This window comes from Microbacterium sp. MMO-35 (genome assembly GCF_037147555.1).
GTDB lineage: Bacteria > Actinomycetota > Actinomycetes > Actinomycetales > Microbacteriaceae > Microbacterium.
The window spans coordinates 115,632-141,367 of record NZ_JBBCVH010000001.1; the positions used below are offsets into that span (position 1 = coordinate 115,632).

The following is a 25,736-nucleotide window of genomic DNA, read 5'->3' on the forward strand; positions in this document are numbered from 1 at the left end:
AGATGACGCGGCCCGAGCCCCGCGGTCAGAGCCGCTGAGGCGCTCCGAGGCCGAGCGCGGCGCAGACGGCGCGGGCCTCCTCGAGGTCGGTCACCTCGTGGCCGCCTCCGTCGTCGGCCGCGGATCCCATCCGCACGGATCCCGAGGCCGCGACCGTGCGCTTGGCGGAGAAGTGCAGCGCATCGACGCCGGTCGCCGCGATCTCCGCCGCGTTCGCCGCGGTGATGCCGCTGCCGGCCATCACCTCGATGCGGCCGCCGGCGGTCGCGACCAGGGCGCGCAGCAGGTCCGCTCCATCCTGCGCGGCCGAGGCGCCGCCCGAGGTCAGCACCCGGTTGAGGCCCAGGGAGACCGCGTGCCGGAGGCCCGCCAGCGGATCCGGGGTCACGTCGATGGCCCGATGCAGGGTGACCGCCGCCTCGGCGCGCACGTCGCGGGCCGCATCCCGCAGCCGCGCCAGGGCGTCGACGTCGAGCTCCCCATCGGCCGCCTGCGCGCCGATCACGACGCCGGTCGCGCCGTGGGCGAGCATCCACCGCACGTCGCGCACGGCGGTCGCGATCTCGTCCGCGTCGTAGTGGAACCCGCCGGCTCTCGGACGCACGAGCACGTGCACCTCGGGACCGCCGTGCGCCGCCTCCTCGACCGCGAGCTCGAGCGTCGCCGGCGAGGGCGTCAGACCGCCGAGTGCGAGCCCCTGCGTCAGCTCGACGCGGCGAGCGCCGATCTCGCGGGCGACGCGCACTCCGGCGGCATCCTGGACGGCGACTTCGAGCGCGAGGGGCATTCGTCCATTGTCACGGGCGGACCGCACGAGCGGAACGGACGCGCCGCGATTTGTTCGGCATCTTTCGGAACATCGGATCCCCGCATTCGACCCGGATCCGGCGAGCGCTCCCCCGGTCCGAGCCCACGAGGGGGAATACTTAGTTAGGCTATCTAAGCAATGGATGCCGAGAGACTTCACGAGACCGCGACCGAACTGCGTCTCGCCACGTTCCGGCTCGCCCGCCGCCTGCGCTCCGTGCGCGCCGTGGACAGCCGCAACGCCGCGATGAGTGACGCCCAGCTCGCCGTGCTCGCCGCACTCCGCGCCCACGGCAGGCACTCCCTGACCGCCCTCGCCGACCGCGAGCGCGTCACGGCGCCGACCATGAGCGCGCTCGTCACCGGCCTCGAGGAACACGGGTACGCGGTGCGGATCCCCGACGACCAGGATCGCCGGCGCGTGCACGTCGAGATCACTCCCGCAGGCGAGAGCGTCGTGGCCGAGACCTTCGAGCGGCGCACGCAGCTGATCATGGCCGAGATCACGGAGCTCGATCTCACCGAGGACGAGCTGGGCGTGCTGCACGAAGCCAGCATCCTGATGCGGAAGCTGGCCGAGCTGTGAGCCAGATGTTCCGCTCGTTCGGGGCGTTCAACTACCGGATCTGGTTCTTCGGGGCGATCGTCTCCAACATCGGCGGGTGGATGCAGTCCACCGCCCAGGACTGGGTGGTGCTGACCGAGCTCACGCACAACGACGCCACGGCCATGGGCGCCACGATGGCCCTGCAGTTCGGGCCACCCCTCGTGCTCGTCGGCCTCACCGGCCGCGTGGCCGACCGCTTCGACCGGCGGCGCATCCTGCTCGTCACGCAGACGACGCTCATGGTGCTCGCGCTGTGCGTGGCGGGCCTGCTGCTCACGCACGTGATGACGCTGCCGCTCATGCTCGTCTTCGCGGCGTGCTTCGGCGTCGCGAACGCGTTCGACGCCCCCGCTCGGCAGGCCTTCGTCTCCGACATGGTCTCGATGGAGAACGCCTCGAACGCCGTGGCGCTGAACTCCGCATCCTTCAACATGGCCCGGCTGATCGGTCCGGCCGTCGGCGGACTCGCGATCGTCGCCCTCGGATCCGGCTGGGTGTTCGTCGCGAACGCGGCGACGTTCCTGGCGATGATCGTCGCCCTGATGCTCATCCGCACCCGCGAGCTGATGCCCCGCCCGAAGAACCCCCGTGCCGGAGGGCTCATGGTGGGCCTGCGCTATGTGCGCAGCAGGCCGGATCTCATGGTCGTGTTCGTGATGGTGTTCCTCATCGGCGCCTTCGGCATGAACTTCCCGATCTTCGCGTCGACCATGGCGCTGGAGTTCCACAAGCAGGCTGACGGCTACGGCGTGCTGAGTTCGGTGCTCGCGATCGGATCCCTCACCGGCGCGCTGCTGGCTGCGCGCCGCGACCGGGCGAGGGTGCGGGTGCTCATGCTCGCGGCCGGCGGTTTCGGCGTCGCGTCGCTCGTGTCGGCGCAGATGCCGACGTACGTCTCCTACGCGATCACCCTCGTCTTCGTCGGCTTCTCCACGGTCACCATGCTCACCACCGCGAACGGGTACGTGCAGACCACCACGGATCCCGCCCTGCGCGGCCGGGTGCTCGCGCTCTACATGGCGGTCGTGATGGGCGCGACCCCGATCGGCGCCCCCATCGCCGGCTGGGTCGCCGACGCGTTCGGACCGCGCGCGGCGATCTCCGTGGGCGGCGCCGCCGGCCTCGCGGCCTTCGCGATCGGCGCGGGGTGGATGATGCATTCGGGCCGGCTGCACCGCCGGGAGGACGCGCGGTTCCTGCTGTCGCTGGACGAGACCCGTCCCGTGCGGGTCGTCGAGGCCATGCAGCGCGCGGTGACCCCGCCGATCACCAGCGCGAGCACGCCCATCCGCACGGAGCCGGAGGCGCCGCGCACCGAAGCCCCACTCACGGAGCCCCCGCGTGCGGAGCCCCCGTATGCGGAGAACCCGCGCACTGAGCCCGCGCGCGCAGAAGCCCCGCGGGCCGAGTCCGCGCGGGCCGAAGCGCCGCGCGCCGAAGACCCGCGCTTCAACCGCGCGACCGAGCCGCCGCGCACCGAAGCGCCGCGGGCCGAAGCGCCGCGCACCGAGCCCACGCGCGCAGAAGCCCCGCGCGCCGAAGCGCCACTCGCCGAAGACCCGCGGTCCGACCGCGCGCCCGAGCCGCCGCGCACCGGATCGGGCGACGGCGCGTGAGCGGCGCCGCCGAGGAGGCCCGCGCCCGCCGTTCGCTGCTGCCCGCGCTCGGCGCGCTCTCGGCGTTCGGGCCGCTCTCGATGGACCTGTACATCCCGGCGCTCCCCCAGCTCGGCCGCGACCTGCACACGACCGAGGCGCTCGCGCAGGTGACGATGAGCGCCTGCCTGATCGGGCTCGCCCTCGGCCAGCTGCTGTGGGGCCCGATCAGCGACCGCTACGGACGCCGCCTGCCGCTGCTCTGGGCCGTCGGCGGGTTCGCGGTCGCCTCGATCGCGTGCGCGTTCTCGCCGTCGATCGAGCTGCTCATCCTGGTCCGCCTGCTGCAGGGGCTCTGCGGCGCCGCCGGGATGGCGATCGCCCGCGCGGTCGTGCACGACGTGTTCAAGGGCCCCGCGGCGACGGCCGGGTTCGCCACGCTCACGGCGATCTCTGGGGCGGCGCCGGTGCTCGCGCCGCTGCTCGGCGGCGCGCTGCTGACGTTCACCGACTGGCGCGGCCTCTTCGTCGCCCTGGGCGTGATCGGCGCCCTGCTGCTGCTCACCGCGGCGCTGTACGTGCCCGAGACGCACCCGCTCGCCGAGCGGACCACGGGCGGGCTCGGCAACGATCTGCGCGGGATCGGCGCGGCCCTCGGCAACGGGCCGTTCCTGGTGTTCGCTCTCACCCTGGGCCTGGCCTCGGCCGGATTCTTCGCCTATCTGCAGATGTCCTCGTTCGTCCTGCAGAACCAGTACGGCGTCGACGCGCAGGGCTTCGCGCTCATCTTCGCGATGAACTCCGCGGGCATCGTGCTCGGCGCGTGGATCAGCCGCCGCCTCGCGCGTCGCCCTCCGCGCCCCGCGCGCACCCTCGGGGGCGCAGCCGCGGGGACCGCCGGCGAGCACCGCATCGACGGCCGCCGCATCGTGCTGACCTCGCTCTCGATCGGCACCACGGCGGCCGCGGCCGTCCTGCTGAGCGCCCTGCTGCACAGCCCGCTGCCCTGGCTGCTCGCGCCGCTCTTCGTGCTCGTCGGCCTGCACGGCGTGAACAACCCCACGCTGACCGCGCTCGCCCTGTCCCGCATCACGCGCGGAGCCGGATCCGCCTCGGCCGTGCTCGGCACGCTCGCCGCCCTGCTGGGTGCGCTCCTGCCGCCGCTGCTGTCAGGGACCGGGGTGTCGGCCGCGCTCATGGGCGCGACGATGCTGATCGCTTTCGCGTCCGCGCTCGTGCTGCTCGCCGCGACCGGACGCATCACGCGTGCGCGAAGCTGATGCCGCGAACTTCTTACGAATCCGTGATCTTCCCGAGCCGTGCGCCGCGAGGGTTCCTACGCTGAGGACATGACCGGATCCGCGTCGCGCGACAGACTGCCGGCTGCCGCGGCCGGCGTCGCGGCGGCTCTGCTCGGCATCGGCGCCGGCGAGCTCGCCGCGACGCTGCTCGCGCCGTCGTCGAGTCCGTTCGCCGTCGTCGGCGGGTTCCTCATCGACGGCGCGCCCGCGTGGGCGAAGGACACGGCGATCGCGTGGTTCGGCACCGGGGACAAGGCGGCTCTGCTCACCGGGATCGCCCTCGTGCTGCTCGCCGCCGCCGGCGCCCTCGGGCTCCTGCAGCGACGCTTCCGCGGGGTCGGGGTCGCCGGATTCCTGGTGCTGGGTGCCGCCGTCGCGGTGCTCGCCCCGCTGCGCGCCGACGCCGCCCCGCTGTCCTGGCTGCCCGCACTGGTGGCCGGCATCGTCGCCGCACTCGTCGTGCGCGCCCTCGTGCGACGGCTCCCCGACCGCGAGACCGAGACCGCGTCCCGAGACCGCGCGACAGAACCGCTGTCTCGGGACGCAGGTTCGGTCTCGCGGTCCACCGCCCCGCCGTCAGCAGCCCCGCGGTCCTCCGCCCCGCCGTCAGCAGCCCCGCCGCCCACCGCCCCGCGGCCCACCGCCCCGGCAGCGGACGGTCCCACCCGCCGGCGCTTCCTCGCCTGGACCGCCGGGGCCGCCGCGGTCGGGGTCCTCGCGACGGTCGCGGCGACGGCGGGCCGGGCCGGATCCGTCGCCGTGACCGCCGTGCGCACGGCGCTCCGCCTGCCGACGCCGGCCGTGGCCGCCGCGCCGATCCCCGCCGGCGCCGCCCTGAAGGTCGACGGGATCAGCCCGCTGATCACGCCGAACGCCGACTTCTACCGCATCGACACCGCCCTCGTCGTGCCGCAGGTGGATCCGGCGCAGTGGCGGCTGCGCATCCACGGCCTCGTCGCGCACGAGGTCACGCTCACCTGGGACGAGCTGCTCGCGCTGCCGCTCGTCGAAGCGGCGGCGACCCTGTCGTGCGTGTCGAACGACGTCGGCGGCGACCTCATCGGCAACGCCGTGTGGCTCGGCTACCCGATCCGCGAGCTGCTCGCGAAGGCGCAGCCCGCCGCCGACGCCGACATGGTGCTGTCCACCTCGGTCGACGGCTTCACGGCGGGCACCCCGATCGAGGCCCTGACCGACGACCGGAACGCGCTGCTCGCCATCGGCATGAACGGCCGGCCGCTGCCGATCGAGCACGGGTTCCCGGTGCGCATGGTGGTGCCCGGGCTGTACGGCTACGTCTCGGCGACGAAGTGGGTCACCGATCTCGAGGTCACCCGATTCGACCGCGCCACGGCGTACTGGACCGCTCGCGGCTGGTCGGCGCGCGGCCCCGTCAAGCTCGAATCGCGCATCGACGTGCCGAAGTCCGGCCGCGCGCTCCGGGCCGGGGACACCGTGATCGCCGGCGTCGCCTGGCAGCCGCACGCCGGCGTCTCCGCCGTCGAGGTGCAGATCGACGACGGTCCGTGGCAGCGCGCCGAGCTCGCGCCCGCCATCTCGGCCGACACCTGGGTGCAGTGGCGCCTCCCGTGGGCCGCGACCGCAGGACAGCACACCCTCCGCTGCCGGGCGACGGGTGCGGACGGCACGGTGCAGACCGCGGATGTCGCTCCCCCGGCTCCCGACGGCGCGACCGGCTGGCACACGATCGACGTCTCGGTGAACGCCTGAGATCCTCACGGAATCCATGCGCTTCACTTCCTTCACGAATTTGTGAAATCGGCGTAGCATCGCCGCCATGAACACGATCATCCGCACCGACGGCCTCACCAAGCACTACGGCCGCGTGCATGCGCTCGACGGGCTGGACCTCGGCGTCGACGAGGGCCAGGTGCACGGCTTCCTCGGACCGAACGGAGCCGGGAAGTCCACCACGATCAGGATCCTGCTGGGCCTGGCCCGCAAGACGGGCGGCACCGCGACGGTCTTCGGCGAGGATCCCTGGACCGCATCCGTCGGGATCCACCGGCGCGTCGCATACGTCCCCGGCGACGTCAGCGTCTGGCCGAACCTCTCCGGCGGGGAGGCGATCGACTTCCTCGCGCGCCTCCGCGGCGCCTCGACGAAGGACCCCGGGTACCGCGCCGAACGCGAGCGCCTGATGACGGCGTTCCAGTTCGACCCCCGCAAGAAGGGCCGCGCCTATTCGAAGGGCAACCGGCAGAAGGTCGCGCTCATCGCCGCCTTCGCCGTGCCGGCCGAGCTGTACATCCTCGACGAGCCGACGAGCGGGCTGGATCCGCTCATGGAGGTCGTCTTCCGCGACGAGGTGCAGCGGCTCCGGCGGGGCGGGGCGACCGTGCTGCTGTCCAGCCACATCCTCTCCGAGGTCGAGCTGCTCTGCGACCGGGTCAGCATCATCCGCGCCGGGAGGATCGTCGAGTCCGGCACGCTCGCCGAGCTCCGCCACCTCACCCGCACCGAGGTGTCCTTCGAGGCCGCGGACGAGTCCGCGCTCGCCGGGATCCCCGGAGCGCACGACGGCACGATCGACGACGGCCGGGCTCGGTTCACCGTCGACAGCGATGCGGTCCCGGCCGTGCTCCCCGTGCTCGCCCAGCGCGCCGTCACCGGCCTGCGCATCGAGCCGCCCTCGCTGGAGGAGCTCTTCCTGCGGCACTACGGCGACGACCTCGCCGCCCTCCGCGCCGCCGAGGAGGACTCCTCGCCGCATTCCGGCACCCGTGCCTCGCGCCGGGCCGCCGTGAAGGGGTCCTGATGTCCGCCCTCCTCCGCCAGCGCCTGCGTCGCGACTGGCTGCAGGTGCTGCTGTGGATCCTGGCCACGGTGCTCATGGCGTACGCGGGTTTCGCGGGCGTCACCCAGTCTTACGGGACGCTCAAGGATCGCGTCGAGGTGCTCTCCGCCGTGATGGCGAATCCGGTCATCATGATGTTCCGCGGCCTCCCCTCCGGCGCCTCCGAGGGGCAGTTCCTCTCCTTCGAGATCCTGCCGTGGCTGACGATGCTCGCGGCCCTCATGAGCACGTTCCTCGCCGTCCGCCACACGCGGGGCGACGAGGAGGCGGGTCGCACCGAGCTCGTCGCCGCCACGCCGGTCGGACGCGCGCTGCCCACGGTCGCGACGATCGTCCACGGTGTCGCCGCGAACGTCGTCCTCGGCGTGCTGGTCGCGCTGGCGCTGATCGGATCCGGGCTCGACCCCGCCGGATCCCGGCTCATGGGCGCCACCTCGGCGACGACCGGCATCGCCTTCCTCGGCATCGGCCTCATCGCCGCCCAGCTCATGCGCACCTCGCGCGGCGCCAACGCCCTGACGGTCTGGATCCTCGTCGGCACGTTCCTGATCAACGGCATCGGCAACGTCGCGGGGACCCCGAGCGACGACCTCACCCGCATCACCAGCTCCGGCCTCGTCTGGGCCTCGCCGTTCGGGTGGGCCGAGCAGGCCCGCCCCTATGACGCGGACAACGCCTGGCCCGCCGTGCTCGGACTGGTCGTCGGGCTCGTCCTCGCCGGGGTCGCGGTCGCCCTGCAGTCGATGCGCGACATCGGCGAGGGCTTCGTCCCGGCCCGCCCGGGTCGGGTGCACGCCCGACCGGCACTGTCCACGCCGCATGCGCTCGTGTGGCGGCTCACCAACGGCGCGATCATCGGCTGGGCGATCGGCGGCGCGCTCACCGGGGTGCTCGCGACCACGCTGTCCGGGCTCGCCGGGCAGATCTCCGGGCAGAACCCGGCGGTGCAGCAGATCCTCGACAAGATCGGCAAGGCGGGCAACCTCGAGGAGACCGTGGTCTCGGTGTTCTTCACGATGATGGGGATCCTGGCTGCCTGCGCCGCGGTGCAGATCGTCGCGCGGGCACGGCAGGAGGAGGCGCACGGCACAGCGGAGGCCGTGCTGGCGCTGCCTGTCGGTCGCGTCCGGTGGCTCCTGGACTATCTGCTCGTCGCGACGTCCGCGATCGCGATCATCGTCGTGGCGGCGATGCTTGCGGCCTACGCGGGTCTCGCGGGCAACAAGGACGCGGGGTCGCTCGTCCGGGTCGTCACGGTGGTCGGACTCGGGCAGGGCCTCGCCGCCTGCGTGTTCACCGTGCTCACGGCCCTGGTGTTCGTGCTGCTCCCGCGCGGCACGATCGGCATCGCCTGGGCTCTCGTGCTGCTCGCCACCGTGTTCGGCCTCTTCGGTCCGCTGTTCGGGCTGCCGGAGTGGACCACGCGGTTCTCGCCGTTCGCGGTCACCCCGATCGTCGACGGCAGCGGGACCGACCTCCGCGGGACGTGGTGGCTCGTGCTCGTCGTGGTCGCGGGCGCGGCCGCGTCGCTCGCCCTGATGCGCCGTCGCGAACTCCAGACCGCGGGATGATGGGGTCATGAAGGCGAAGGATCCGGCACCCGCCGTGCACCACGGCGTCGATGCCGCGGAGGCCGCGGCGGCGATGATCGCCGCCGTCGGCTTCCCGCGCATGCCCGGGCGCGTGATGATGGCGCTCATCGCCGCACCCGCGGACGGGTACACGGCGGCGGAGCTGGCCGATCGGCTGGGCGTCAGCGCGGCCGCGGTGTCGGGAGCGGTGCGCTATCTGCAGACGATCCAGGTGATCCGCCGCGTCTCCCGTCCCGATCGCCGGCGCGACCACTACGTCATCATCCCGGACACCTGGTACGGGCTGATGACGAACAACGGCCCCATCTACGAACGCCTCGCCGCGCACATCGAGGCGATCGGCGCGGAGCACGACGAGGACCACGCCGCCCGGGACCGGGCGGCGGAGATGGCCGAGTTCTTCCGTTTCATGGCGGGACGCATGCCCCAGCTGATCGACGAGTGGGAAGCCCTGCGCGCGGCGCGGCGCGCGCCGGACTGACCCGGCGACCTCCCCTACCCGTGGTTCCCTCACCCGTGGTTCCCCTTACCCAAGAGGTGCCGCCCGCGGGTTCCCCCGCCATCCGCGGGTCCGCGGGTTCCCCCGCCGTCCGGGACACAACGCAGGAGAATCCCGTGGATTGCCACCGGACCCTCTCCCGCGCCGGCGGTTCTCCTGCGTTGTGTCCCGGATCCCGGCGTGCTGGGTCGACACCAGACCGGATGCGAGCCGCCCCCGCCGTGTGGTGTCGGAACCGGGTGCGGCCTGCAGGGCGCACCGCCTCCTACACCGAGACCCCCACGTGGCGTCGAAACCCCCACGCCGCAGCGACTGCGTGTGGGGGTCTCGACGCACCGTGGGGGCCTCGGCGAGACCGGCCAGGCGCCACTCGGGCGCGCGCCACCGGGGATGCGCCACTCGGGCGTGCGCCACCGGGGCGCTGCGGCGTCAGTGCTCCAGCACGAACCTCAGCTGCTCGAGCGCCCAGTCCAGCTCGGTCGCGCGCACCACGATCGGCGGCGCGATCCGGATCGTCTGGCCGTGCGTGTCCTTCACCAGCACGCCGCGGTCGAGGAGCTTCTCCGCGATCTCGCGGCCGGTGCCGCGGGACGGATCGATGTCGACGCCGGCCCACAGCCCCGCGACGCGCACCGCGGTGACACCGTGGCCGATGAGCGCTTCAAGCCCCTCGCGCAGGTGCACCCCGAGCGCCTTCGCGCGCTCCTGGAACTCGCCCGACTCGAGCATCTCGACGGCGCGCAGCCCGACGGCCGCCGCCAGCGGGTTCCCGCCGAAGGTGGATCCGTGCTCGCCCGGACGGATCACGCCCAGGACGTCCTCGTTCCCGACGACCGCCGAGACGGGCAGGATCCCGCCGCCGAGCGCCTTGCCGAGCAGATAGAGGTCGGGAACCACGCCCTCACGATCGCACGCGAAGGTCTCCCCGACCCGTCCGAGCCCGGACTGGATCTCGTCGGCGATGAACAGCACGTCGCGCTCGTCGCAGATCTCGCGGATCCGGCGCAGGTACCCGTCCGGCGGGATGATGACGCCGCCCTCGCCCTGGATGGGCTCGATGAGCACCGCGACCGTGTCCTCGGTGATCGCGGCAGCGATCGCCTCGGCGTCGCCGTAGGGCACGGCGTCGAAGCCGGGCGTGAACGGACCGAACCCGTCGCGCGCCGAGTCGTCGTCGCTGAAGCCGACGATCGTCGTGGTGCGGCCGTGGAAGTTGCCGTTCGCGACGACGATGCGCGCCGCTCCCTGGCGCACGCCCTTGACCCGGTACCCCCAGGCGCGGGCGACCTTGATGCCGGTCTCCACGGCCTCGGCGCCGGTGTTCATCGGCAGCACCAGATCCTTGCCGCACAGCCGGGCGAGCGCCTCGGCGAACGGCTCCAGGCGGTCGTTGCGGAAGGCGCGGCTGGTGAGCGCGACCCGGCCCAGCTGCTCCTCGAGCGCGGCGACGAGGGCGGGGTGGCGGTGCCCGAAGTTCACAGCCGAGTACGCGGCGAGCAGATCGAGGTAGCGCTTGCCCTCGACATCGGTCACCCAGGCGCCTTCGGCGCGGGCGATCGTCACCTCGAGCGGCGCGTAGTTGCGGGCGACGTGCGGCTCGGGTGCTCCCGGTGCCTGAGCCTCGGCGGCCGAGGCCTCTCGGACGGCGGCGGCTGTCACTTCGCACCGCGCAGTTCGAGGGTGCAGCACTTGATGCCGCCGCCGCCGAGCAGCAGTTCGCTGAGGTCGACGGTGAGCGGGTTGTAGCCGCGCTCGCGCAGCTGCTTCTCGAAGCCGGTCGCGCGCGGCGAGATGATGACGTTGTAGCCGTCGCTCGCCGAGTTGAGGCCGAACACGGCGCCGTCCTCGTCCGAGACGAGGATCGCGTCGGGGAAGCGCTCCTCGAGGATCGCGCGGCTCGCGTCGTCGAAGGCGTGCGGAAGGTAGGCGATGTTCGCCGCGGCCGGTCCGCCGTTCTCCTCGCCGATGACGGGGTCGAGCACGGTCAGGGCGGTGTCGAGGTGGTAGAAGCGCGGGTCGATGAGCGTCAGCGTGACGACCTCGCGGCCGAACACCTCGCTGACCTCGCGGTGGCTGTCCCCCGCGGAGCGGAAGCCGGTGCCGGCGAGGATCACGTCGCCCGCGAGCAGGAAGTCGCCCTCGCCCTCGTTGATCTCCTCCGGCATCACGGTGTCGAAGCCGTTCGCCCGGAACCAGTCGGCGAACGCGGGGGACTCGCCCTGGCGCTGCTCGTAGTAGAACGAGGGGACGTAGGCGCGGCCGCCGATCACGAAACCGCCGTTGGCCGTGTAGACCATGTCGGGGTAGCCGGCGAGCGGCTCGATGAGCTCGACCTCGTGACCCAGCTCGAGATAGAGGTCGTACAGCTTCTGCCACTGCGCGACGGCCTTCGCGGTGTCGGTCGGGTTCGCCGGCTCCATCCACGGGTTGATGCTGTAGTTCACCGTGAAGTGCTCCGGCTTGCACATCAGGTACCGGCGGTGGTGCGCGGTGCGGGCAGGCGTGGCGGCCGTGGCGGTCTCGGGCGTCGACATGAGGCTCCTCAGAATCTCCGGTGGCGGACGCTGTCCTGAGGCCCGGCGGTCCTTCGATCCGTTGTGCGGAGAAGATGCGACACGGGCACGCCGCCGTCTATTCTCGCACCCGACCCTGAACGTGGCCAGATCACCGGGCCCGCGGAGGCCCCACGGCCCCTTCCGGCCGTGGCGGTCCCGGGCACGGGAATCATCCCGGCAGGGTGTCGCCGATCGCGCGCAGATAGCGCTCCGCGTCGAAGTCCTCCAGGAGCGCGCTCTGCACCGCCGCGCCCTGCACCAGGCCGACGATCAGCAGCGCCATCCCCTCTGCCCATTCCTCCGGATCGGCCGGAGCGGGATCCGGCTGCGCGCGCCGCCAGCGCGTCATCGACCGCACGAAGACCTGGCGCACCTCGGGGAACAGCCGCCCCACGAGGATGCGCAGCTCCGGATCCGTCACCGCCTCGCCCCAGGTCTGCACGAGGAGCGGCAGGGTCGGGATCTGGCGCAGTCCGCGGATCGTCATCAGCGCAAGCTCGCGGGGCGACCGTGGCGCGATCCCCCCGTCGGACTCGACGCCGATCTCCGCGATCCGCTCGCCGAGCACGGTCCCGGCGACGGCCTCGAGCAACTCCTGCTTGCCGGCGAAGTACCCGTAGATCGCGCCGGCGGACAGCCCCGACTCCGCGATGATGTCCGCCATCGACGTGCGCTGGTACCCGGTCCGCCCGAAGCAGCGCATGGCCGCGGCGATGATCTCCGCGCGCCGCTCCTGCTTGCGCTCTGCACTGATCTTCGGCATCGGACCTCCCGGCTTGACTTCTCACTCTCTCAGGTGAATTATACAAAACGAACATTCATTCTGTTTGGAGTCCTCGTGAACACCGCCCCACGCAACGTTCTGCACACGCCCTGGCCCCGCGCCGTCCTCACCGCCCTCGGCGCCTGCCTGATCGTCGGCGCCGTGCTGCTCGGGTTCGCCTGGCCCTCGGTCACCGCGGCACCGAAGAACCTCCCGGTCGGCATCGTCGGCTCCGACGCCCAGGTGGCGCAGGTCGAGAAGGCGATCGACGAGAAGGCCGACGGTGCGGTGAAGCTCACCGAGTACGACGACCGCGCCGCCGCGGTCGACGCGATCGAGCGCCGCCACGCCTATGGCGCGATCGTGCTCGGATCCGCCGCGACCGATGCGCCCGAGGTCCTCATCTCCTCCGCCGCGAGCACCGCGGCCGCGCAGCTGCTGCAGGGGCTCGCCACGGGACTCCAGGCCCAGATCGACGCGCAGATCCGCAGCACCGTCGAGAAGAACGTGCAGCAGGCGGCCGCCGCAGGCCCCGCGGGCGCCGCCGCACTGCAGAAGCTCACGATCCCGACCGTGACCGTCACCGTGACCGACGTCGTGCCGCTCGCGGACACGGATCCGCGCGGCACCGGCATCACCGCCGCCATGTTCCCGCTGACGCTCGGCGGCATGCTGGGTGCGATCGTCGTCTCCTTCGCGATCAAGGGCAGCTGGCGACGACTGGCCGGGCTCGCCGTCTACGCGGTGGGTGCGGGCCTGGTGCTGACCGCGATCCTGCAGACCTGGTTCGGCGCGCTGCAGGGCGACTTCCTGACGAACGCCGCAGCCGTCGCGCTTTCCATCGCCGCGGTCTCGGCGCCCATCATCGGGCTGTACAGCCTGATCGGCGCCCCCGGACTGGGGCTCGGCGCCGGCTTCACGCTGCTGATCGCGAACCCGCTGTCGGCGGCGACCATGCCGGTGGAGTTCCTGGCGACCCCGTGGGGATCGTTCGGCCAGGCCCTCGCGCCGGGCGCCGCGGGCACCCTGATCCGCTCGCTCTCCTACTTCCCCGACGCGCCCACCGGCACGCAGTGGATGACGCTCGCGATCTGGGCCGGCGCCGGCCTCGTGCTGATCGCGCTGAGCGGCGTGCGGCGCACCGCTCCCGCAGCCGCGCCTTCCGCGGCACCGGCAGCCGCCTGACCCCGCGTCAGATGACCTCGGCGCTCCAATCGTCCGGGTTGCCGTAGCGGTGCGCGGTGATCGCGATCGCCTGCTCGTGCAGGAAGGGCAGGAGCTCGATGCGGCCCGCGGTGGTCACCTCTCCGGCGAGGATCGCGAGATCCGGATCCCCCTGCACGGCCTCGGCGAGCGCGGCGTGCAGGGAGGCGACGTCGTCGGCCTCGCCCACGATCCGCACGCGGTTCGGCCGCAGCGGCGCCAGGGCCTCGTCCAGGAGCCCGGCTCCGTTCCCGTCGCGATTCTTGCTGCTTTCCGCCCGGCTCTCCGACGATTTCTGCGACGGGAGCGGATCCGGCGACGGGCTCGACGCGGATCCGGCGGGACCCGTGAACCGCTCGATCCACTCCGCATCGCTCTCCACGAACACCGTGACACCGGCCTCGCCGAGCACGCGGCGCACCGCGGCGGGGAGGCCGATGGGCGAGGAGAGCGTGAAGGCGCCGCCGCCGCGGATCGCGGCGATCGCGACGCGCAGCAGCGCGCGCAGGGGCGCCTCCCCCGTGGCCCGCACCGCGACCGGCACGGCGCGATACCGGAACAGGTTGCGCTCCACGCCGAGACGCGAGACGTCTCGCACGCGTCCGAACTCGCGGTCCCACGCCAGGGCGTCCGACAGCGCCGCACGGCGCAGCCACTCGAACGCGGTGTAGTCCAGCGACGGTTGGGCCGCCTCGATGAGCGCGGTGATGCGCGAGTCCAGCCCGCGCAGGTGCAGGGTCGTGGATCCGCTGCCGCCCGTGTCGCGCCACGCGCCGAGGCCGATGAGGTGGTTCGGGCCGCCGGCCTTGGTACCACCGCCGACCGAGGAGCGCTTCCAGCCGCCGAACGGCTGGCGCTGCACGATGGCGCCCGTGATGCCGCGGTTCACGTACAGGTTCCCGGCCTGCACGCGGTCCAGCCAGAGCGCGAGATCCGCGGGATCCTGCGTGTGCAGTCCCGCGGTGAGGCCGTAGTCGACGCCGTTCTGCAGCTCGACCGCCCGCGCGAGCGTCGGGGCGTGCATGATGCCGAGCACCGGCCCGAAGAACTCCTCGCGGTGGAAGCGCGATCCCGGCTGCACGCCGAGACGGATGCCGGGGGTCCACAGCCGGCCTTCGGATCCGGGGATCTCGCGCGGCTTCAGCAGCCACTTCTCGTCGGGGCCGAGCTCGGTGAGGGCCCACTGCAGCTTGCCCTGCGGACGCTCGATCACGGGACCGACCTCGGCCCGCGGGTCGTCCGGCCACGCCACCCGCAGCGAGCGCGTGGCGTCGACGAGCTGCCGGGCGAACCGCTTCGAGCGCCCCACGGGCCCGACCAGGATCGCCAGCGAGGCGGCCGAGCACTTCTGCCCCGCGTGCGCGAAGGCGCTCTTCACGAGATCCGCGACGGCGAGGTCGAGGTCGGCGGAGGGGGCGATCACGAGGGCGTTCTTGCCGCTCGTCTCGGCGAGCAGGGGCAGGTCGTGCCGCCAGCTGCGGAACAGCGCCGCGGTCTCGAAGGATCCGGTGAGGATCACCCGGTCGACGTCGGGGTGCGCGATGAGGTCCCGGCCCAGCTCGCCCTCGGAGATGTCGACGAACGCGAGCAGATCGCGCGGGATCCCCGCGTCCCAGAGCGCGGCCGCGATCACGGCCGCCGAGCGCCGCGCCTGCGGGGCCGGCTTGAACACCACGCCGGATCCCGCGGCGAGCGCGGCGAGCACTCCCCCGGCGGGGATCGAGAGCGGGAAGTTCCACGGCGGCGCGACGACCGTGAGCCGCGACGGCACGAACGCGGCCCCCTGCACCGCGTCGAGCTCCCTGGCCCGCGCCGCGTAGTACTTCGCGAAGTCGACGGCCTCGCTCACCTCGACGTCGCCCTCGGCGAGCACCTTGCCGGTCTCCGCGGCGGCCACCTCGATGAGCTCCCCGCGACGGGACTCGAGCACCGCCGCGACGCGCAGCAGCACCTCCCCGCGTTCGGCGGCGGGGCGGGAGCCCCAGACGGCGGCCGCGCCGCGCACCCGGGCGAGGATGCGCTCGATCTCGGCGGGATCGGTCACGAGCGCGCTGCGGACGAGCCCCTCGCCCGCGGTGCTCTCCGGGATGCGCTCCAGGATGCCGCGCGCCCACGCGCGGTTCGCCGGCAGCGCCGGGTCGCTGTCGGGGGTGTTGCGGAACCCGGGGGCGCCCGCGGCGACGGCGGTGTCGTCCTCGCGCGCGGCGAAGACCGCGGTCTCCACGAAGGTGTCGCCGGGGTCGACCGCCTGGGCGATCCCCAGAACGGCCTGGGTGAGGGCGGCCGCCTCGGTGTCGGGGTCGGTGGTGAGCGCGGCGGACTCGTGCACGGGCGCGAGCCGATTCTGCCGGCGGCGGGGGCCGGACGGCAGACCGGGGTCGGCGGAGCGCTCCAGGGAGAGCGCGAACCGGTTGATCTCGCGGTCCAGCAGGTCGGGGTTCTCCTGCAGCCGGAACGCGGCGGACAGGAAGTTGTCCTTCGACGCGTTCTCCTCGAGCCGGCGCACCAGGTAGCTGATCGCGACGTCGAACTCGCGCGGTCGCACCACGGGCACGTACAGCAGCACGTGCCCCACCTCCCGGCCGACGGCCTCGACCTGGCCCTGCGCCATGCCGAGCAGCATCTCGAACTCGACGGGCGCGGATCCGGATGCCGCCTCCCCGGCTTCGGGGCGCACCCCTCGGTCGCCGGCGAGCAGCCAGGCGTAGGCGATGTCGAAGAGGTTGTGCCCGGCGACGCCGACGCGCACGGCGCGCACGGACTCGGGGGTGAGCGCCGCGTCGAGGCAGCGCAGATAGTTCGCGTCGGTGTCGATCTTCGTGTCGTACGGGGCCGGGGTCCAGCCGTGCAGCGAGGCCTCCACCCGCTCCATGGCGAGGTTGGCGCCCTTCACGAGCCGCACCTTGATCGGCGCCCCGCCGTGGTCGACCCGGTCCTTCGCCCAGGCGGTCAGCTCGCGCAGCGCCGGCAGCGCATCGGGCAGGTAGGCCTGCAGCACGATGCCCGCCTCGAGACGGGCGAGACGCGGATCCTCCATGATCCTCGTGAACACCGCGATCGTGAGGTCGAGGTCGCGGTACTCCTCCATGTCGAGGTTGATGAAGGTCGGGTGAGACCCGGCCGTCGAGTCCGCCGCGACGCCCGCGGCGGTGAGATACAGCGGCAGCAGCCGCTCGGCGACCTGCTCGACGACCTCGTCGAAGGCCCACATCGAGATGCGGCTCATGACGGCGGACACCTTGACCGAGACGTAGTCGACGTCGTCGCGGCGGATCAGCTCGTGGATCCCGTCGAGGCGGCGCTGCGCCTCGTCCTCGCCGAGCACGGCCTCGCCGAGCAGGTTGAGGTTCAGCCGGGCGCCCGTCGCGCGCAGCTTGGCGATCGCCGGGCCCAGCCGGGCGGGCCGGGCGTCGACGATGAGGTGCCCGACCATCTCGCGCAGCACCGTGCGGGCGATCGGCACGGTGGGCGCAGGAAGCCCCGGCGCCACCAGACCGCCGGCGCGCACCGCGGCACGCAGATACCAGGGCAGGAAGCCGGGAACGAGCGGGGCCACACGGTGCAGTCCCGAGGCGGCCGCGCCGAGGCTCTCCGGCCGCATCACGTCGTCGACGAAGCCGAGGGTGAACGGCAGCCCGTTCGGATCCCGCAGCACTCCGGCGAGCCGCTCGGCGGCGGGATCCGAATGGGAGGCGGCGGCCTCGTCGATCCAGCGCTGAGCGAGGGCGACGGCCCGGCGTGCGCGCTCGGTCTCCGAGGCGTTCAGCCACTGCGGCATCGGTGGTCCTTCCCTTCCCGCACCCTTCGGGTGGGCGCGCGCGTGCTCCTCCCAGCATGGCGCTCCCCCGGCCGGGCGAAGAGGCGGCACGCCCGCCGGGGCGCCTGAATATGCTGTACCCGTGGGGGAAGAGGACGAAGCGGATGCCGCGGCGCGTGCGGCGTCGGAGGCCCGCGCCACGGCCTGGGCGCGCAGGATGGCAGACCGCCTGCCGACCGGCTGGCTCATCAGCGGCGCCGGAGCAGTCCTGCTCGCCTCGACGGCGGCCTTCGGCGGGCTCGCCACGGCCCCGCAGCCCGCGCCCGCCGAGCTCACGGCGGGCGAGCACTTCATCGGATCCGATCTCGACATGTCCGTCGTCAGCCTCGGCGTCGCGGACGGTGAGGTGCGCGGTGCCGGCGTCACACCCGAGGAGGGGCAGATCACGGTCATCGCCGTGCTCGACGTGACGAACGTGTACACCGCACCCCGGGGCGTCCGCGAGAAGGACACGCTCGGCGGAGTCGGCCTCGACGGCATCGAGACCGTCCGCTTCGACGTCAACCGCACGAGCGACGGCACGGGCGCCGCCTTCCTCCAGCCGGACGTACCGACCCGGGTGCGCATCGCCTGGACGGTGGATGCGGACGCGGTCTCCCCCGGCGACGAGGTCCGCGTCGTGCTGCCGACCTCCACCCGGTACATGGGCAGCTTCGTGACGCGCGGCGTGTACTGGGAGGACATCCGCCCCGGCGCCTACGTGACGGTGCGCGCCGACGAGCTGCCGGCCGACGAGGAGGGCACCTGATGACCATCCCGCCTCCGCCGGTCCCGGCGCCGCCGTCCGCTCCCGCCCCGGCGCACGACGGAACGGGCCCGTCCTCGGCACCGCGCCGAGGGCGCCTGCGCACGGCGCTGCCCTGGGCTCTCGCGGTCGTCTTCGTCGGCGCCGCCTGGGGGCTCACCCAGGTGCAGCAGCCCGAGGACGCCCCCTACGACAGCTTCATCACCACGGCGAAGGTCGGCGAGCAGGCGGTGACCCGCAACCTCGCCGTGACGGTGACGGAGGTGCGTGCCGCGCGATCGGTGTCGGACGGCGCCCGCTGGCACGCCGAGGGGACCTGGCTCGTGGTCGACCTCGACGCCGCCGCCGTGCAGGATCAGTTCGCGGCCCTGCTGGCCACGTCGAATCTGCGCCTCGGCGAGCGCACCTACTCCGCCACGGAGCGCGGGGAGACCGCGAAGGGCATGCCCCTGGTCACCGGCGTCCCCCGTCACGGCAGCATCGCGTTCGAGCTGCCCGAGGGCGCGTTGAAGGGCCCAGCAACCCTGGTCTTCGCCAGCGAGTACGAGACCTCGGCCGACGGTGTGATCGAGATCACCGTCGATCTCGACGACGTCGCCGTGCAGAACGAGGTCGTCCTGGATCCGATCGGATGGGCGCGCTGATGACGGACGGACGGGGCTGGTGGCGACGCAACGCCCTCGCGCTCGGCGCGGTGGCCGTGCTGCTGCCCGCGACCGTGCTGGGCACGGCGTGGTGGGAGTGGAAGTACGCCTACCCCGATTCCGGCATGCCGCTCTGGGCGGTCGAGCCGGGGTCTTCGGGGACGGTGGAACTCAAGAATGCGACCTGGGGCCCGGTCAAGGCCACGGTGATCACCGACACCTCCGGCCTGGACATGCCCGAGAACGCCACGCTCATCGGCGTGACCGTGAAGGTCACGCCGCACGGCGAGAAGGGGCCGACCTGCATGGCTCCGGAACTCGTCCAGCAGAGCACCGGGCGGATCTGGCAGTCGGTGCGCGGCGAGCTCGGCCTCCTCTGGAGCTCGGACGAGCCCGAGGACTGCGTGCCCACCCTGGACGGCGAGACGGCCGAGCCCTACCAGCTGGTCCTTCCGTACGTCGTGCCGGACGATGTGGAGGGGCCGTTCTGGGTCGACATCGATCCCGGCCAGGCCCAGTCGAAGTTCGTGCGGTTCAGCATCGACCCCTGAGCCGGGGCGACGCGATCCCTGGGCGCGGGGAACCGGGCGCGGGGAGCCCAGCCCTGCTCAGGCCGGCGGTCCTCCGACCGGCAGCGGAGGAGCACCGGGAGGCAGGAGCGCCGATGGCTGCGACGGCCCGCCCGGCAGCGCGCCCGCCGCGGCGGTGATCGTCGCGGCGTCCGCCTCCTCCGCGGTCGTCGGCGCGTCCGCATCGGTCCTGGCGCTCTGCGCGCGGCGCAGCATGCCGAACGTGGTGTCGTAGGCCCCCGCGATGAGTGCGAAGCGGATCGGCTCGATGATGAGCGGCGGGAGCAGGAAGATCACCGGCCAGTACACGGTCCAGAACGTGTCGATGTCCTGCGGGCCGATCCAGCGGCTGACGCCGAAGCGCAACCACGACTGCGCCACGATCACGACCGTGTACAGGAGCGCGTACGCTCCGATGATCACGGGCCCCGCCCGCCACATGAGCAGGATCGCGCGCCAGATCGGGAGGAAGCGCGAGCCGAGCTCGGTGCCGAGGTCGCGGAGCCGACGCATCACCGGGTTCGGCACCCGTGCGGCGCGTTCGCGCATCTGCGCGATCAGCCGGTGCTGGAGCTGCAGCTTCTCTGCCACGATCGCCTGCCCGTAGACGACCCCGGCGACCGTGAGCCAGGACAGCGGGGCGAGCAGGATCGGTCCGGCCTGCGAGAGGATCCAGCCGATCCCGTCCCCGATCCACACCAGCGGCGCGAACCAGCCCGCGAGCGTCGTCCGCAGATCCCCGAGCCACACCATCACCGCCCGGGTGTCGACCCACGCCGATGCCGCATCGGTGAGGTCCTTGAGCAGCAGCAGGGAGAAGAACACCCACACGACTTCGCAATACACGGCCAGCAGCGCGAACGGCTTCGGCATCCGGCCCGACCACCGCCCCCACGCCCACCGGGCGGCGAAGGCGGCGACGATGATGAACACGGTCCAGACGTTGAACGACAGTTCCGTGACGTTGTCGCCCGGATCGAAGACCGTGTTCGTGAGCACCCGGGACAGGCGCTCCTCTTTGACCTTGGCGAGAGCGCGCAGCGTGTACCCCTGCACGTCGTCGCGCAACAGGCCCTGCGCGGCGTACACCGCGAAGAACGGCAGGATGCTGGCCAGCAGCGCGGTCAGGAAGCTGCGGCGCCGTTCGGCCGCCGACTCCGGAAGCGGCGCAACGCTCTGCAGTGAGAGCAGGCCGTCACGCAGCACCAGCAGCATGCCCACCAGGCTGATCAGCCGCGCGAGCACGGCGAGCGGGAGGATGAGCAGCCCGCCGACGGAGCTGTAGGCTCCCACGAACCCGGCGAGCACCGTCACCCAGTAGTGCGCGAGCGTGCCGGCGAGGAACCATGCGAGAAGCGCCGGCCAGTGCATCCGCAGCACCCGGCCGGTCGTCGTCAGAATCGCCCCCACGCGCCCAGGGTAGCGTGCGGCCGCGCCGCCCTCGCGGTCCCTGCGACGTCGCGCCTCGGGACTGCAGCCCTCAGTCCGCCCAGACGCTCGGCGCAGGTGCCTTGGTCGGGGGCAGGGCCGAGGCGGCGGCCCAGTCGTGGATCCAGTCCTCGACGCCCGGCACGTCCTCGGGGCGGCCGAGAGCCCCGAAGAACTCCTCGTGCGAGACGGTCCCTCCCGTGCGTCGCAGCATGCGCGCACGCACGATCACCCGGGCGTACACCTCGCCGTCCACGACAGCGCGATGCTCCATGAACAGCGCCTTGTCGTCGTGCCCGATGAAGCGCGACTCGATGTCGAAGCGCTGCCACAGCTCGAGGGACTTGCGGAACGTGACGGTCTCGCTCGAGACCACGGCGTACCAGCCGCGCTCCTTCATCGCGTCGAACAGCCCGGTGCGGATCAGGAGGTCCCACCGTCCGAGGTCGAACAGGGACAGATACCGGCCGTTGTTCATGTGCCGCAGGATGTCGAGATCCGTCGGCAGCGTGGTCAGGCGGATCCGCCCGACGGCGGTCGGCGCGAGGGTCCGCCCCCGGCGGGCACGCCGGCGAGCGGAGAGGACGACGAGCAGGGTGCGCCAGATCACGTTCACACGAGGAGCGTAGTGAATCCGGCACGGATCCCCGTGATCGTTTGTCGGATCCTCACAGTCCCTCAGGAGTCGGAAACCGCGTCGAAACAGACCTCGGCCCTCGATTTCGCGTCGGCGCACGGCGCGCGTAGAGTCACGATCATGAGCGCCGAAGCCCTTCCCACCGTCACCGTCCGGCCTGTTCGCGATGTCGATGCCGAAGCGCTCGGCCGTGTGCACGCGAAGTGCTGGCACGAGACCTACGACCACCTCATCAGCACCGCGACGCTCGAGGCCGTGTCGCCCAAGCGCCTCGCCGAGCTGTGGACGCACTGGGCCTCGCAGGGCGAGGAGTACCGCATGAGCGCGGCGCTCGTCGACGGCGAGATCGTGGGCTTCGTCGGATCCGGCCCGGCCCGGGACGAGAACCCGCCGGCAGAGCGCGAGCTCTACTTCATCTACCTCCTGGACGCCTGGCACGGCACCGGCATCGGACAGCGGCTGTTCGACGCGGCCGTCCACAAGGGCGAGTCGAGCTACCTCTGGGTCGCCGAGGACAACCCCCGCGCGCACCGCTTCTACGTCCGCAACGGCTTCGCGCTCGACGGCGCCAGCCAGCAGGAGCCCTTCCTCGGCGAGACCATCAAGGAAGTCCGCTTCGTACGCTGACCGCTCCGCGCGCGCCCGTGCGGCCCGTGCGGCGCGCTTCGGCCCAGTCCCCGTCGAGGCCCCCTCTGAGCACCCGCGCCCCCTCGGGCGTGCGGCGCCAGGAGGGGGCCTCGGTGCTGCGAGGGGGCGTCGGGAAGCCAGGCGCTCTGGCGCCCGCGTGCAGCGCTCGCGGGCCGGGCGGGCTCAACGCGCGGCGGCGTAGATGAGCACCTTTCCGGTGTCCTCGTCGCGCTCGCCGCGCAGCGTGTACCCGAGGCGGTCCAGGATCCGGATCGAACCGGCGTTGTCCGCATCGACGGTCGCCCAGACCTCGGGCAGCCCGAGCCCGAAACCGTAGGCGGTGACGGCACGGGCGAGCTCGGTGCCGATCCCCTGCCCCCACTGCGACCGCGCGAGGACGTAGACGAGCTCCCAGCCGGGCACGTCGTCGCTCGGCGAGGGCTTGATCTCGGCGTGCCCCACGACCGCCCCGTCGCGCTCGACCGCCCATACGGCGAAGCGCTCGGCCGGATACACGGTCTCGAAGATCCGCCCGAACAGCGCGCGGTCCTCCTGCTCGGCCTGCAGGCCGTCGCCGACGTAGCGGGCGACGTCCGCGTCCTGGAAGAGCGCGACGAACGCCTCCTCATCGGCGCGCGCGTAGGCGCGCAACCGCAGCCTCGCGGTCTCCAGCGCCGCGGTCGGCGCCGACGCCAAGCCGCCCTTGGCCGGCTCCTCCGTGGTCACCGTCCGGATACCTGTCCGAAGAGCTTCGCGATGGGGGCGAGGACGAGGGGCCGGGCGGCGGCCCATCCTGCGGCGATCACGACGAGGGAGAGCACGAACACCCAGAACCCGGTCCAGGTCACGGCGTCCTGCGCGGCGAACATGTGGTTCAGGTTGCGCAGCATGCCGGTGAGCAGCACGAGCGCCACGTGCACCACGATGAACGCGGTGAAGAACAGCATCGTCGGGAAGTGCAGCGCGCGGGCGATCTCGATCGGATAGGCCTTCGACAGGCCCGCCGCCTTCTTGGGCCAGAGCCCCGACATCCGGAACCCGGTGGCGATGGCCACGGGCGCGGCGAGGAAGACGATCGTGAAGTAGGCGAGTTGCTGCAGGCTGTTGTAGTTCACCCAGCCGTTCTCGGTCGGCCAGTCGAAGGAGACGTACTGCAGAGCCGCCGAGAGCGCGTTCGGGAACACGTCCCAGCTCGTCGGCACGATCCGCATCCACTGGCCGGTGACGAACAGCAGCACCACGAAGATCACGCCGTTGATGATCCAGAGCAGATCCAGCCCCTGGTGGAACCACAGGGTCAGGCTGATCTTGCCCTTCGGGTTGCCCCGCGGCGTCCAGAACGCGGTCGGCCGCTTCTCGCTGCGCACGCGCAGGCCGGAGCGGATGATCAGCGTCATCAGGAACACGTTGAAGAAGTGCTGCCAGCCGATCCACCCGGGGATCCCGACCGGCGCCCCCGCGGGCAGGTGGTACTCGCCCGGATAGGTCGTGAGGAAGTCCTGCATGAACGGCAGGCTGAGGAACGCCCGCACGATCGCGATCGCGGCGCCCGCGAGGACGGCGAGGCCCGCCGCGGCGAACAGCCCGCCGATCGCCTGCGGCCAGGTGGGACGCAGCTTCGATGTCGCGGGTTCCGCCGCGACGTGACGGGGGGCCGAGCCGTTCCAGACGGTGCGCGTGAACGGCAACGGCGCAGAGACATCCGGGCGCACAACGACGGCGGATCCGGTCGCCCCCACGGGATCGTTGCGCGACGACGCCACAGACCCTACGGGGTCGTTGAGCGAGGACGCCACAGGCGCCCGAGACGAAACGCCGTCCGGCACCTGCCGTGCATCGTCTCGCTCGGCGACCACGACGACCGTCCCGGCCGGTGGCCAGGGCTCTCCCCCGGCCACGCGCGGCAGTCCGCGGCGCAGGACGGATCCGGTCGCGGGGGCACTCGACGCGACCGCCGCGGACGACGCCGCAGCCCCCACGGGGTCGTTGAGCGAGGACGCCTCAGGCGCCTGAGACGAAACGCCGTCCGGCACGGACCGCGTTTCGTCTCGCTCCGCTCGCTCGACGACCCCGGGGGTGGCAGCTCGCTCGACGACCCCGGGGGTGGCAGCTCGCTCGACGACCCCGGGGGTGCTCGACACGAGCCCGGGGACAGGCGCTCCCGAGGGGGGCCACGGCTCACCGCCGGCCACGCGCGGCAGACCGCGGCGCAGGACGGATCCGGTCGCTGGGTCACTCGACGCGACCGCCGCCGCACCCCCGGGAGCCGCCGCCGAGGACACCGAAGCCCCCACAGGGTCGTTGAGCGAGGACGCCGCAGGCGCCCGAGACGAAACGCCGTCCGGAACGGACCGCGTTTCGTCTCGCTCCGCTCGCTCAACGACCCCGGGGGCGGCAGCCGGCTCCGCCGACGCCCGCTCAACGACCCCGGGGGCGACGACCTCCGGAGCGGCGTCCGCGTCGAGCGCACTCGCCGCGACCACTCCGGCGGGCGGCCAGGCCTCGCCGCCGCGGATACGGGGCAGTCCCCTGCGCACGGTCGTCATGGTCAGCTCTTCCGTGCGCGCAGTGCCTCGATCACCTGCGGCACGACCGTGAACAGATCACCCACGATGCCGAAGTCCGCCACATCGAAGATCGGCGATTCCGGATCCTTGTTGATCGCGACGATCGTCTTCGCCGTCTGCATGCCCGCACGGTGCTGGATCGCGCCCGAGATCCCGACCGCGATGTACAACTGCGGCGACACCGACACACCCGTCTGACCCACCTGATGCGCGTACGGGATATACCCCGCATCGACCGCGGCACGGGAAGCGCCGATCGCCGCACCCAGCTCATCGGCGAGCTCCTCGACGAGCGCGAAGTTCTCCTGGGATCCGAGCCCGCGCCCGCCCGAAACGACCACCTTCGCGCCGCGCAGCTCGGGCCGCGACGACGCGGCCTCGACCGCCTCGATCGGCTCACCGGCCGCCGCGGCTGCACCCGACGCGGCCACCGCAAGCTCCTCGACGCGGGCATCGGCGACGGCCTCCGCCCGCTCATCGATCGCGCCCTGACGCACCGTGATCACCGGGACGCCGAACGTCGGAGCCGAGTCGGTGAGGAACGCCCCGCCGTACACCGAATGATGCGCGACCACGCCCTCATCATCGCGGGAGACCCCGATCGCATCGACCGACAACGCCAGCCGCTCGCGCACGGCGAGACGCGCAGCAGCATCACGACCCGCGATCGAGTTCGAGACGAGCACCGCGTCCGGCCCGACCGCACGATACGCGGCCTGCAACGCGTCGACCACCGGCACCGTCACCGACCCGCCGTCGACATCCGCGGTGAGCACGACCCGCGCACCCGCCGCGACAGCCGCGTCCACCGCCGCCTGCGCGGTCCCCGCAGGAGCGGCCACGAGCGCCACCGGGGCGCCGAGCTGGGCAGCGGCGCCGAGCAGACCCGCGGTCGAGGGCGCGGCGCCACCGGCCGGAGTCATATCGACGAGGACGAGGATCGCCTTCTCGGGGTACGCCAT

21 protein-coding genes and 1 pseudogene are annotated in these 25,736 nt (G+C 72.6%); 12 read left to right on the forward strand and 10 right to left on the reverse strand.

What is annotated here, in order from left to right; translation table 11 throughout:
* Positions 1–25: 25 nt before the first annotated feature.
* Positions 26–787, reverse strand: coding sequence for a copper homeostasis protein CutC (locus tag WFJ01_RS00475; protein ID WP_336627876.1), 762 nt, complete (start codon positions 785–787; stop codon positions 26–28).
* 159 nt (positions 788–946) lie between these two features.
* On the opposite strand from WFJ01_RS00475, the gene WFJ01_RS00480 reads away from it, so the two are divergent.
* The 7 genes and pseudogenes from WFJ01_RS00480 to WFJ01_RS00510 all read left to right on the forward strand — a co-directional run bounded on the left by WFJ01_RS00480 (position 947) and on the right by WFJ01_RS00510 (position 9,201).
* The gene (locus tag WFJ01_RS00480; RefSeq protein WP_251442452.1) at positions 947–1,393 is read left to right on the forward strand and encodes a MarR family winged helix-turn-helix transcriptional regulator; all 447 of its coding nucleotides are present in this window, start codon (positions 947–949) and stop codon (positions 1,391–1,393) included.
* A gap of 5 nt (positions 1,394–1,398) precedes the next feature.
* Positions 1,399–2,736 (forward strand): annotated as a pseudogene (locus tag WFJ01_RS00485) (MFS transporter); the annotation flags it as partial.
* A gap of 290 nt (positions 2,737–3,026) precedes the next feature.
* A complete protein-coding gene (locus tag WFJ01_RS00490; protein WP_336627877.1) occupies positions 3,027–4,289 on the forward strand; it encodes a multidrug effflux MFS transporter in 1,263 nt (420 codons plus the stop codon).
* A 69-nt stretch (positions 4,290–4,358) separates the two neighbouring features.
* Positions 4,359–6,041, forward strand: a complete 1,683-nt coding sequence (locus WFJ01_RS00495; RefSeq protein ID WP_336627878.1) for a molybdopterin-dependent oxidoreductase — start codon at positions 4,359–4,361, stop codon at positions 6,039–6,041.
* 67 nt (positions 6,042–6,108) lie between these two features.
* Positions 6,109–7,089 carry an ABC transporter ATP-binding protein gene (locus WFJ01_RS00500; RefSeq protein WP_292887576.1) on the forward strand — a complete coding sequence of 327 codons (981 nt, stop codon included), beginning with the start codon at positions 6,109–6,111 and terminating at the stop codon, positions 7,087–7,089.
* Positions 7,089–8,699: an ABC transporter permease gene (locus WFJ01_RS00505; RefSeq protein ID WP_336627879.1), complete on the forward strand. Its 1,611-nt coding sequence runs from the start codon at positions 7,089–7,091 to the stop codon at positions 8,697–8,699. The genes WFJ01_RS00500 and WFJ01_RS00505 overlap by 1 nt, the downstream gene beginning before the upstream one ends.
* 7 nt (positions 8,700–8,706) lie before the next feature.
* Positions 8,707–9,201, forward strand: coding sequence for a GbsR/MarR family transcriptional regulator (locus WFJ01_RS00510; protein WP_336627880.1), 495 nt, complete (start codon positions 8,707–8,709; stop codon positions 9,199–9,201).
* Positions 9,202–9,648: 447 nt separating this feature from the next.
* Here the strand turns inward: WFJ01_RS00510 and rocD are convergent, their stop codons facing one another.
* The 3 genes from rocD to WFJ01_RS00525 form a co-directional block, all read right to left on the reverse strand.
* A complete protein-coding gene (gene rocD, locus WFJ01_RS00515; protein ID WP_251442470.1) occupies positions 9,649–10,878 on the reverse strand; it encodes an ornithine--oxo-acid transaminase in 1,230 nt (409 codons plus the stop codon).
* Positions 10,875–11,753, reverse strand: coding sequence for a dimethylargininase (gene ddaH / locus WFJ01_RS00520; protein ID WP_336627881.1), 879 nt, complete (start codon positions 11,751–11,753; stop codon positions 10,875–10,877). Before ddaH ends, rocD begins: the two co-directional genes overlap by 4 nt.
* A gap of 190 nt (positions 11,754–11,943) precedes the next feature.
* Positions 11,944–12,537, reverse strand: coding sequence for a TetR/AcrR family transcriptional regulator (locus WFJ01_RS00525; RefSeq protein ID WP_292887589.1), 594 nt, complete (start codon positions 12,535–12,537; stop codon positions 11,944–11,946).
* Between the two features lie 75 nt (positions 12,538–12,612).
* On the opposite strand from WFJ01_RS00525, the gene WFJ01_RS00530 reads away from it, so the two are divergent.
* Entirely contained in the window at positions 12,613–13,722 is a 1,110-nt protein-coding gene (locus tag WFJ01_RS00530; RefSeq protein WP_336627882.1) for a hypothetical protein, read from the forward strand.
* Positions 13,723–13,729: 7 nt separating this feature from the next.
* On the opposite strand, the gene WFJ01_RS00535 is transcribed toward WFJ01_RS00530, so the two are convergent.
* Entirely contained in the window at positions 13,730–17,518 is a 3,789-nt protein-coding gene (locus WFJ01_RS00535) for a bifunctional proline dehydrogenase/L-glutamate gamma-semialdehyde dehydrogenase (protein WP_336627883.1), read from the reverse strand.
* Positions 17,519–17,639: 121 nt separating this feature from the next.
* Here WFJ01_RS00535 and WFJ01_RS00540 point away from each other — a divergent pair, with 121 nt between their 5' ends.
* Genes WFJ01_RS00540 through WFJ01_RS00550 form a run of 3 tightly spaced genes read left to right on the forward strand, consistent with a single transcriptional unit; the run spans position 17,640 to position 19,497 of the window.
* On the forward strand, positions 17,640–18,305 hold the full coding sequence (locus WFJ01_RS00540; RefSeq protein WP_336627884.1) for a hypothetical protein: 666 nt from the start codon (positions 17,640–17,642) through the stop codon (positions 18,303–18,305).
* Complete coding sequence (locus tag WFJ01_RS00545; protein ID WP_336627885.1) at positions 18,305–18,946, forward strand: hypothetical protein; 642 nt, start codon at positions 18,305–18,307, stop codon at positions 18,944–18,946. Before WFJ01_RS00540 ends, WFJ01_RS00545 begins: the two co-directional genes overlap by 1 nt.
* Entirely contained in the window at positions 18,946–19,497 is a 552-nt protein-coding gene (locus WFJ01_RS00550; protein ID WP_336627886.1) for a hypothetical protein, read from the forward strand. Before WFJ01_RS00545 ends, WFJ01_RS00550 begins: the two co-directional genes overlap by 1 nt.
* Positions 19,498–19,554: 57 nt before the next feature.
* On the opposite strand, the gene WFJ01_RS00555 is transcribed toward WFJ01_RS00550, so the two are convergent.
* Together WFJ01_RS00555 and WFJ01_RS00560 are read right to left on the reverse strand one after the other, a co-directional pair.
* Entirely contained in the window at positions 19,555–20,925 is a 1,371-nt protein-coding gene (locus WFJ01_RS00555; protein ID WP_336627887.1) for a hypothetical protein, read from the reverse strand.
* 70 nt (positions 20,926–20,995) lie between these two features.
* Positions 20,996–21,559, reverse strand: a complete 564-nt coding sequence (locus WFJ01_RS00560) for an acyl-CoA thioesterase (RefSeq protein WP_292887608.1) — start codon at positions 21,557–21,559, stop codon at positions 20,996–20,998.
* Between the two features lie 141 nt (positions 21,560–21,700).
* Between WFJ01_RS00560 and WFJ01_RS00565 the strand changes: the two genes are divergently transcribed.
* Positions 21,701–22,207 (forward strand): GNAT family N-acetyltransferase, encoded by a 507-nt coding sequence (locus WFJ01_RS00565; protein ID WP_251442504.1) that lies wholly within the window; start codon positions 21,701–21,703, stop codon positions 22,205–22,207.
* 183 nt (positions 22,208–22,390) lie between these two features.
* On the opposite strand, the gene WFJ01_RS00570 is transcribed toward WFJ01_RS00565, so the two are convergent.
* The 3 genes from WFJ01_RS00570 to WFJ01_RS00580 form a co-directional block, all read right to left on the reverse strand.
* Positions 22,391–22,933 carry a GNAT family N-acetyltransferase gene (locus WFJ01_RS00570; protein WP_251442507.1) on the reverse strand — a complete coding sequence of 181 codons (543 nt, stop codon included), beginning with the start codon at positions 22,931–22,933 and terminating at the stop codon, positions 22,391–22,393.
* The gene (locus WFJ01_RS00575) at positions 22,930–24,240 is read right to left on the reverse strand and encodes a cytochrome b/b6 domain-containing protein (RefSeq protein ID WP_336627888.1); all 1,311 of its coding nucleotides are present in this window, start codon (positions 24,238–24,240) and stop codon (positions 22,930–22,932) included. Before WFJ01_RS00575 ends, WFJ01_RS00570 begins: the two co-directional genes overlap by 4 nt.
* A gap of 515 nt (positions 24,241–24,755) precedes the next feature.
* On the reverse strand, positions 24,756–25,736 hold the full coding sequence (locus WFJ01_RS00580) for an electron transfer flavoprotein subunit alpha/FixB family protein (protein WP_336627889.1): 981 nt from the start codon (positions 25,734–25,736) through the stop codon (positions 24,756–24,758).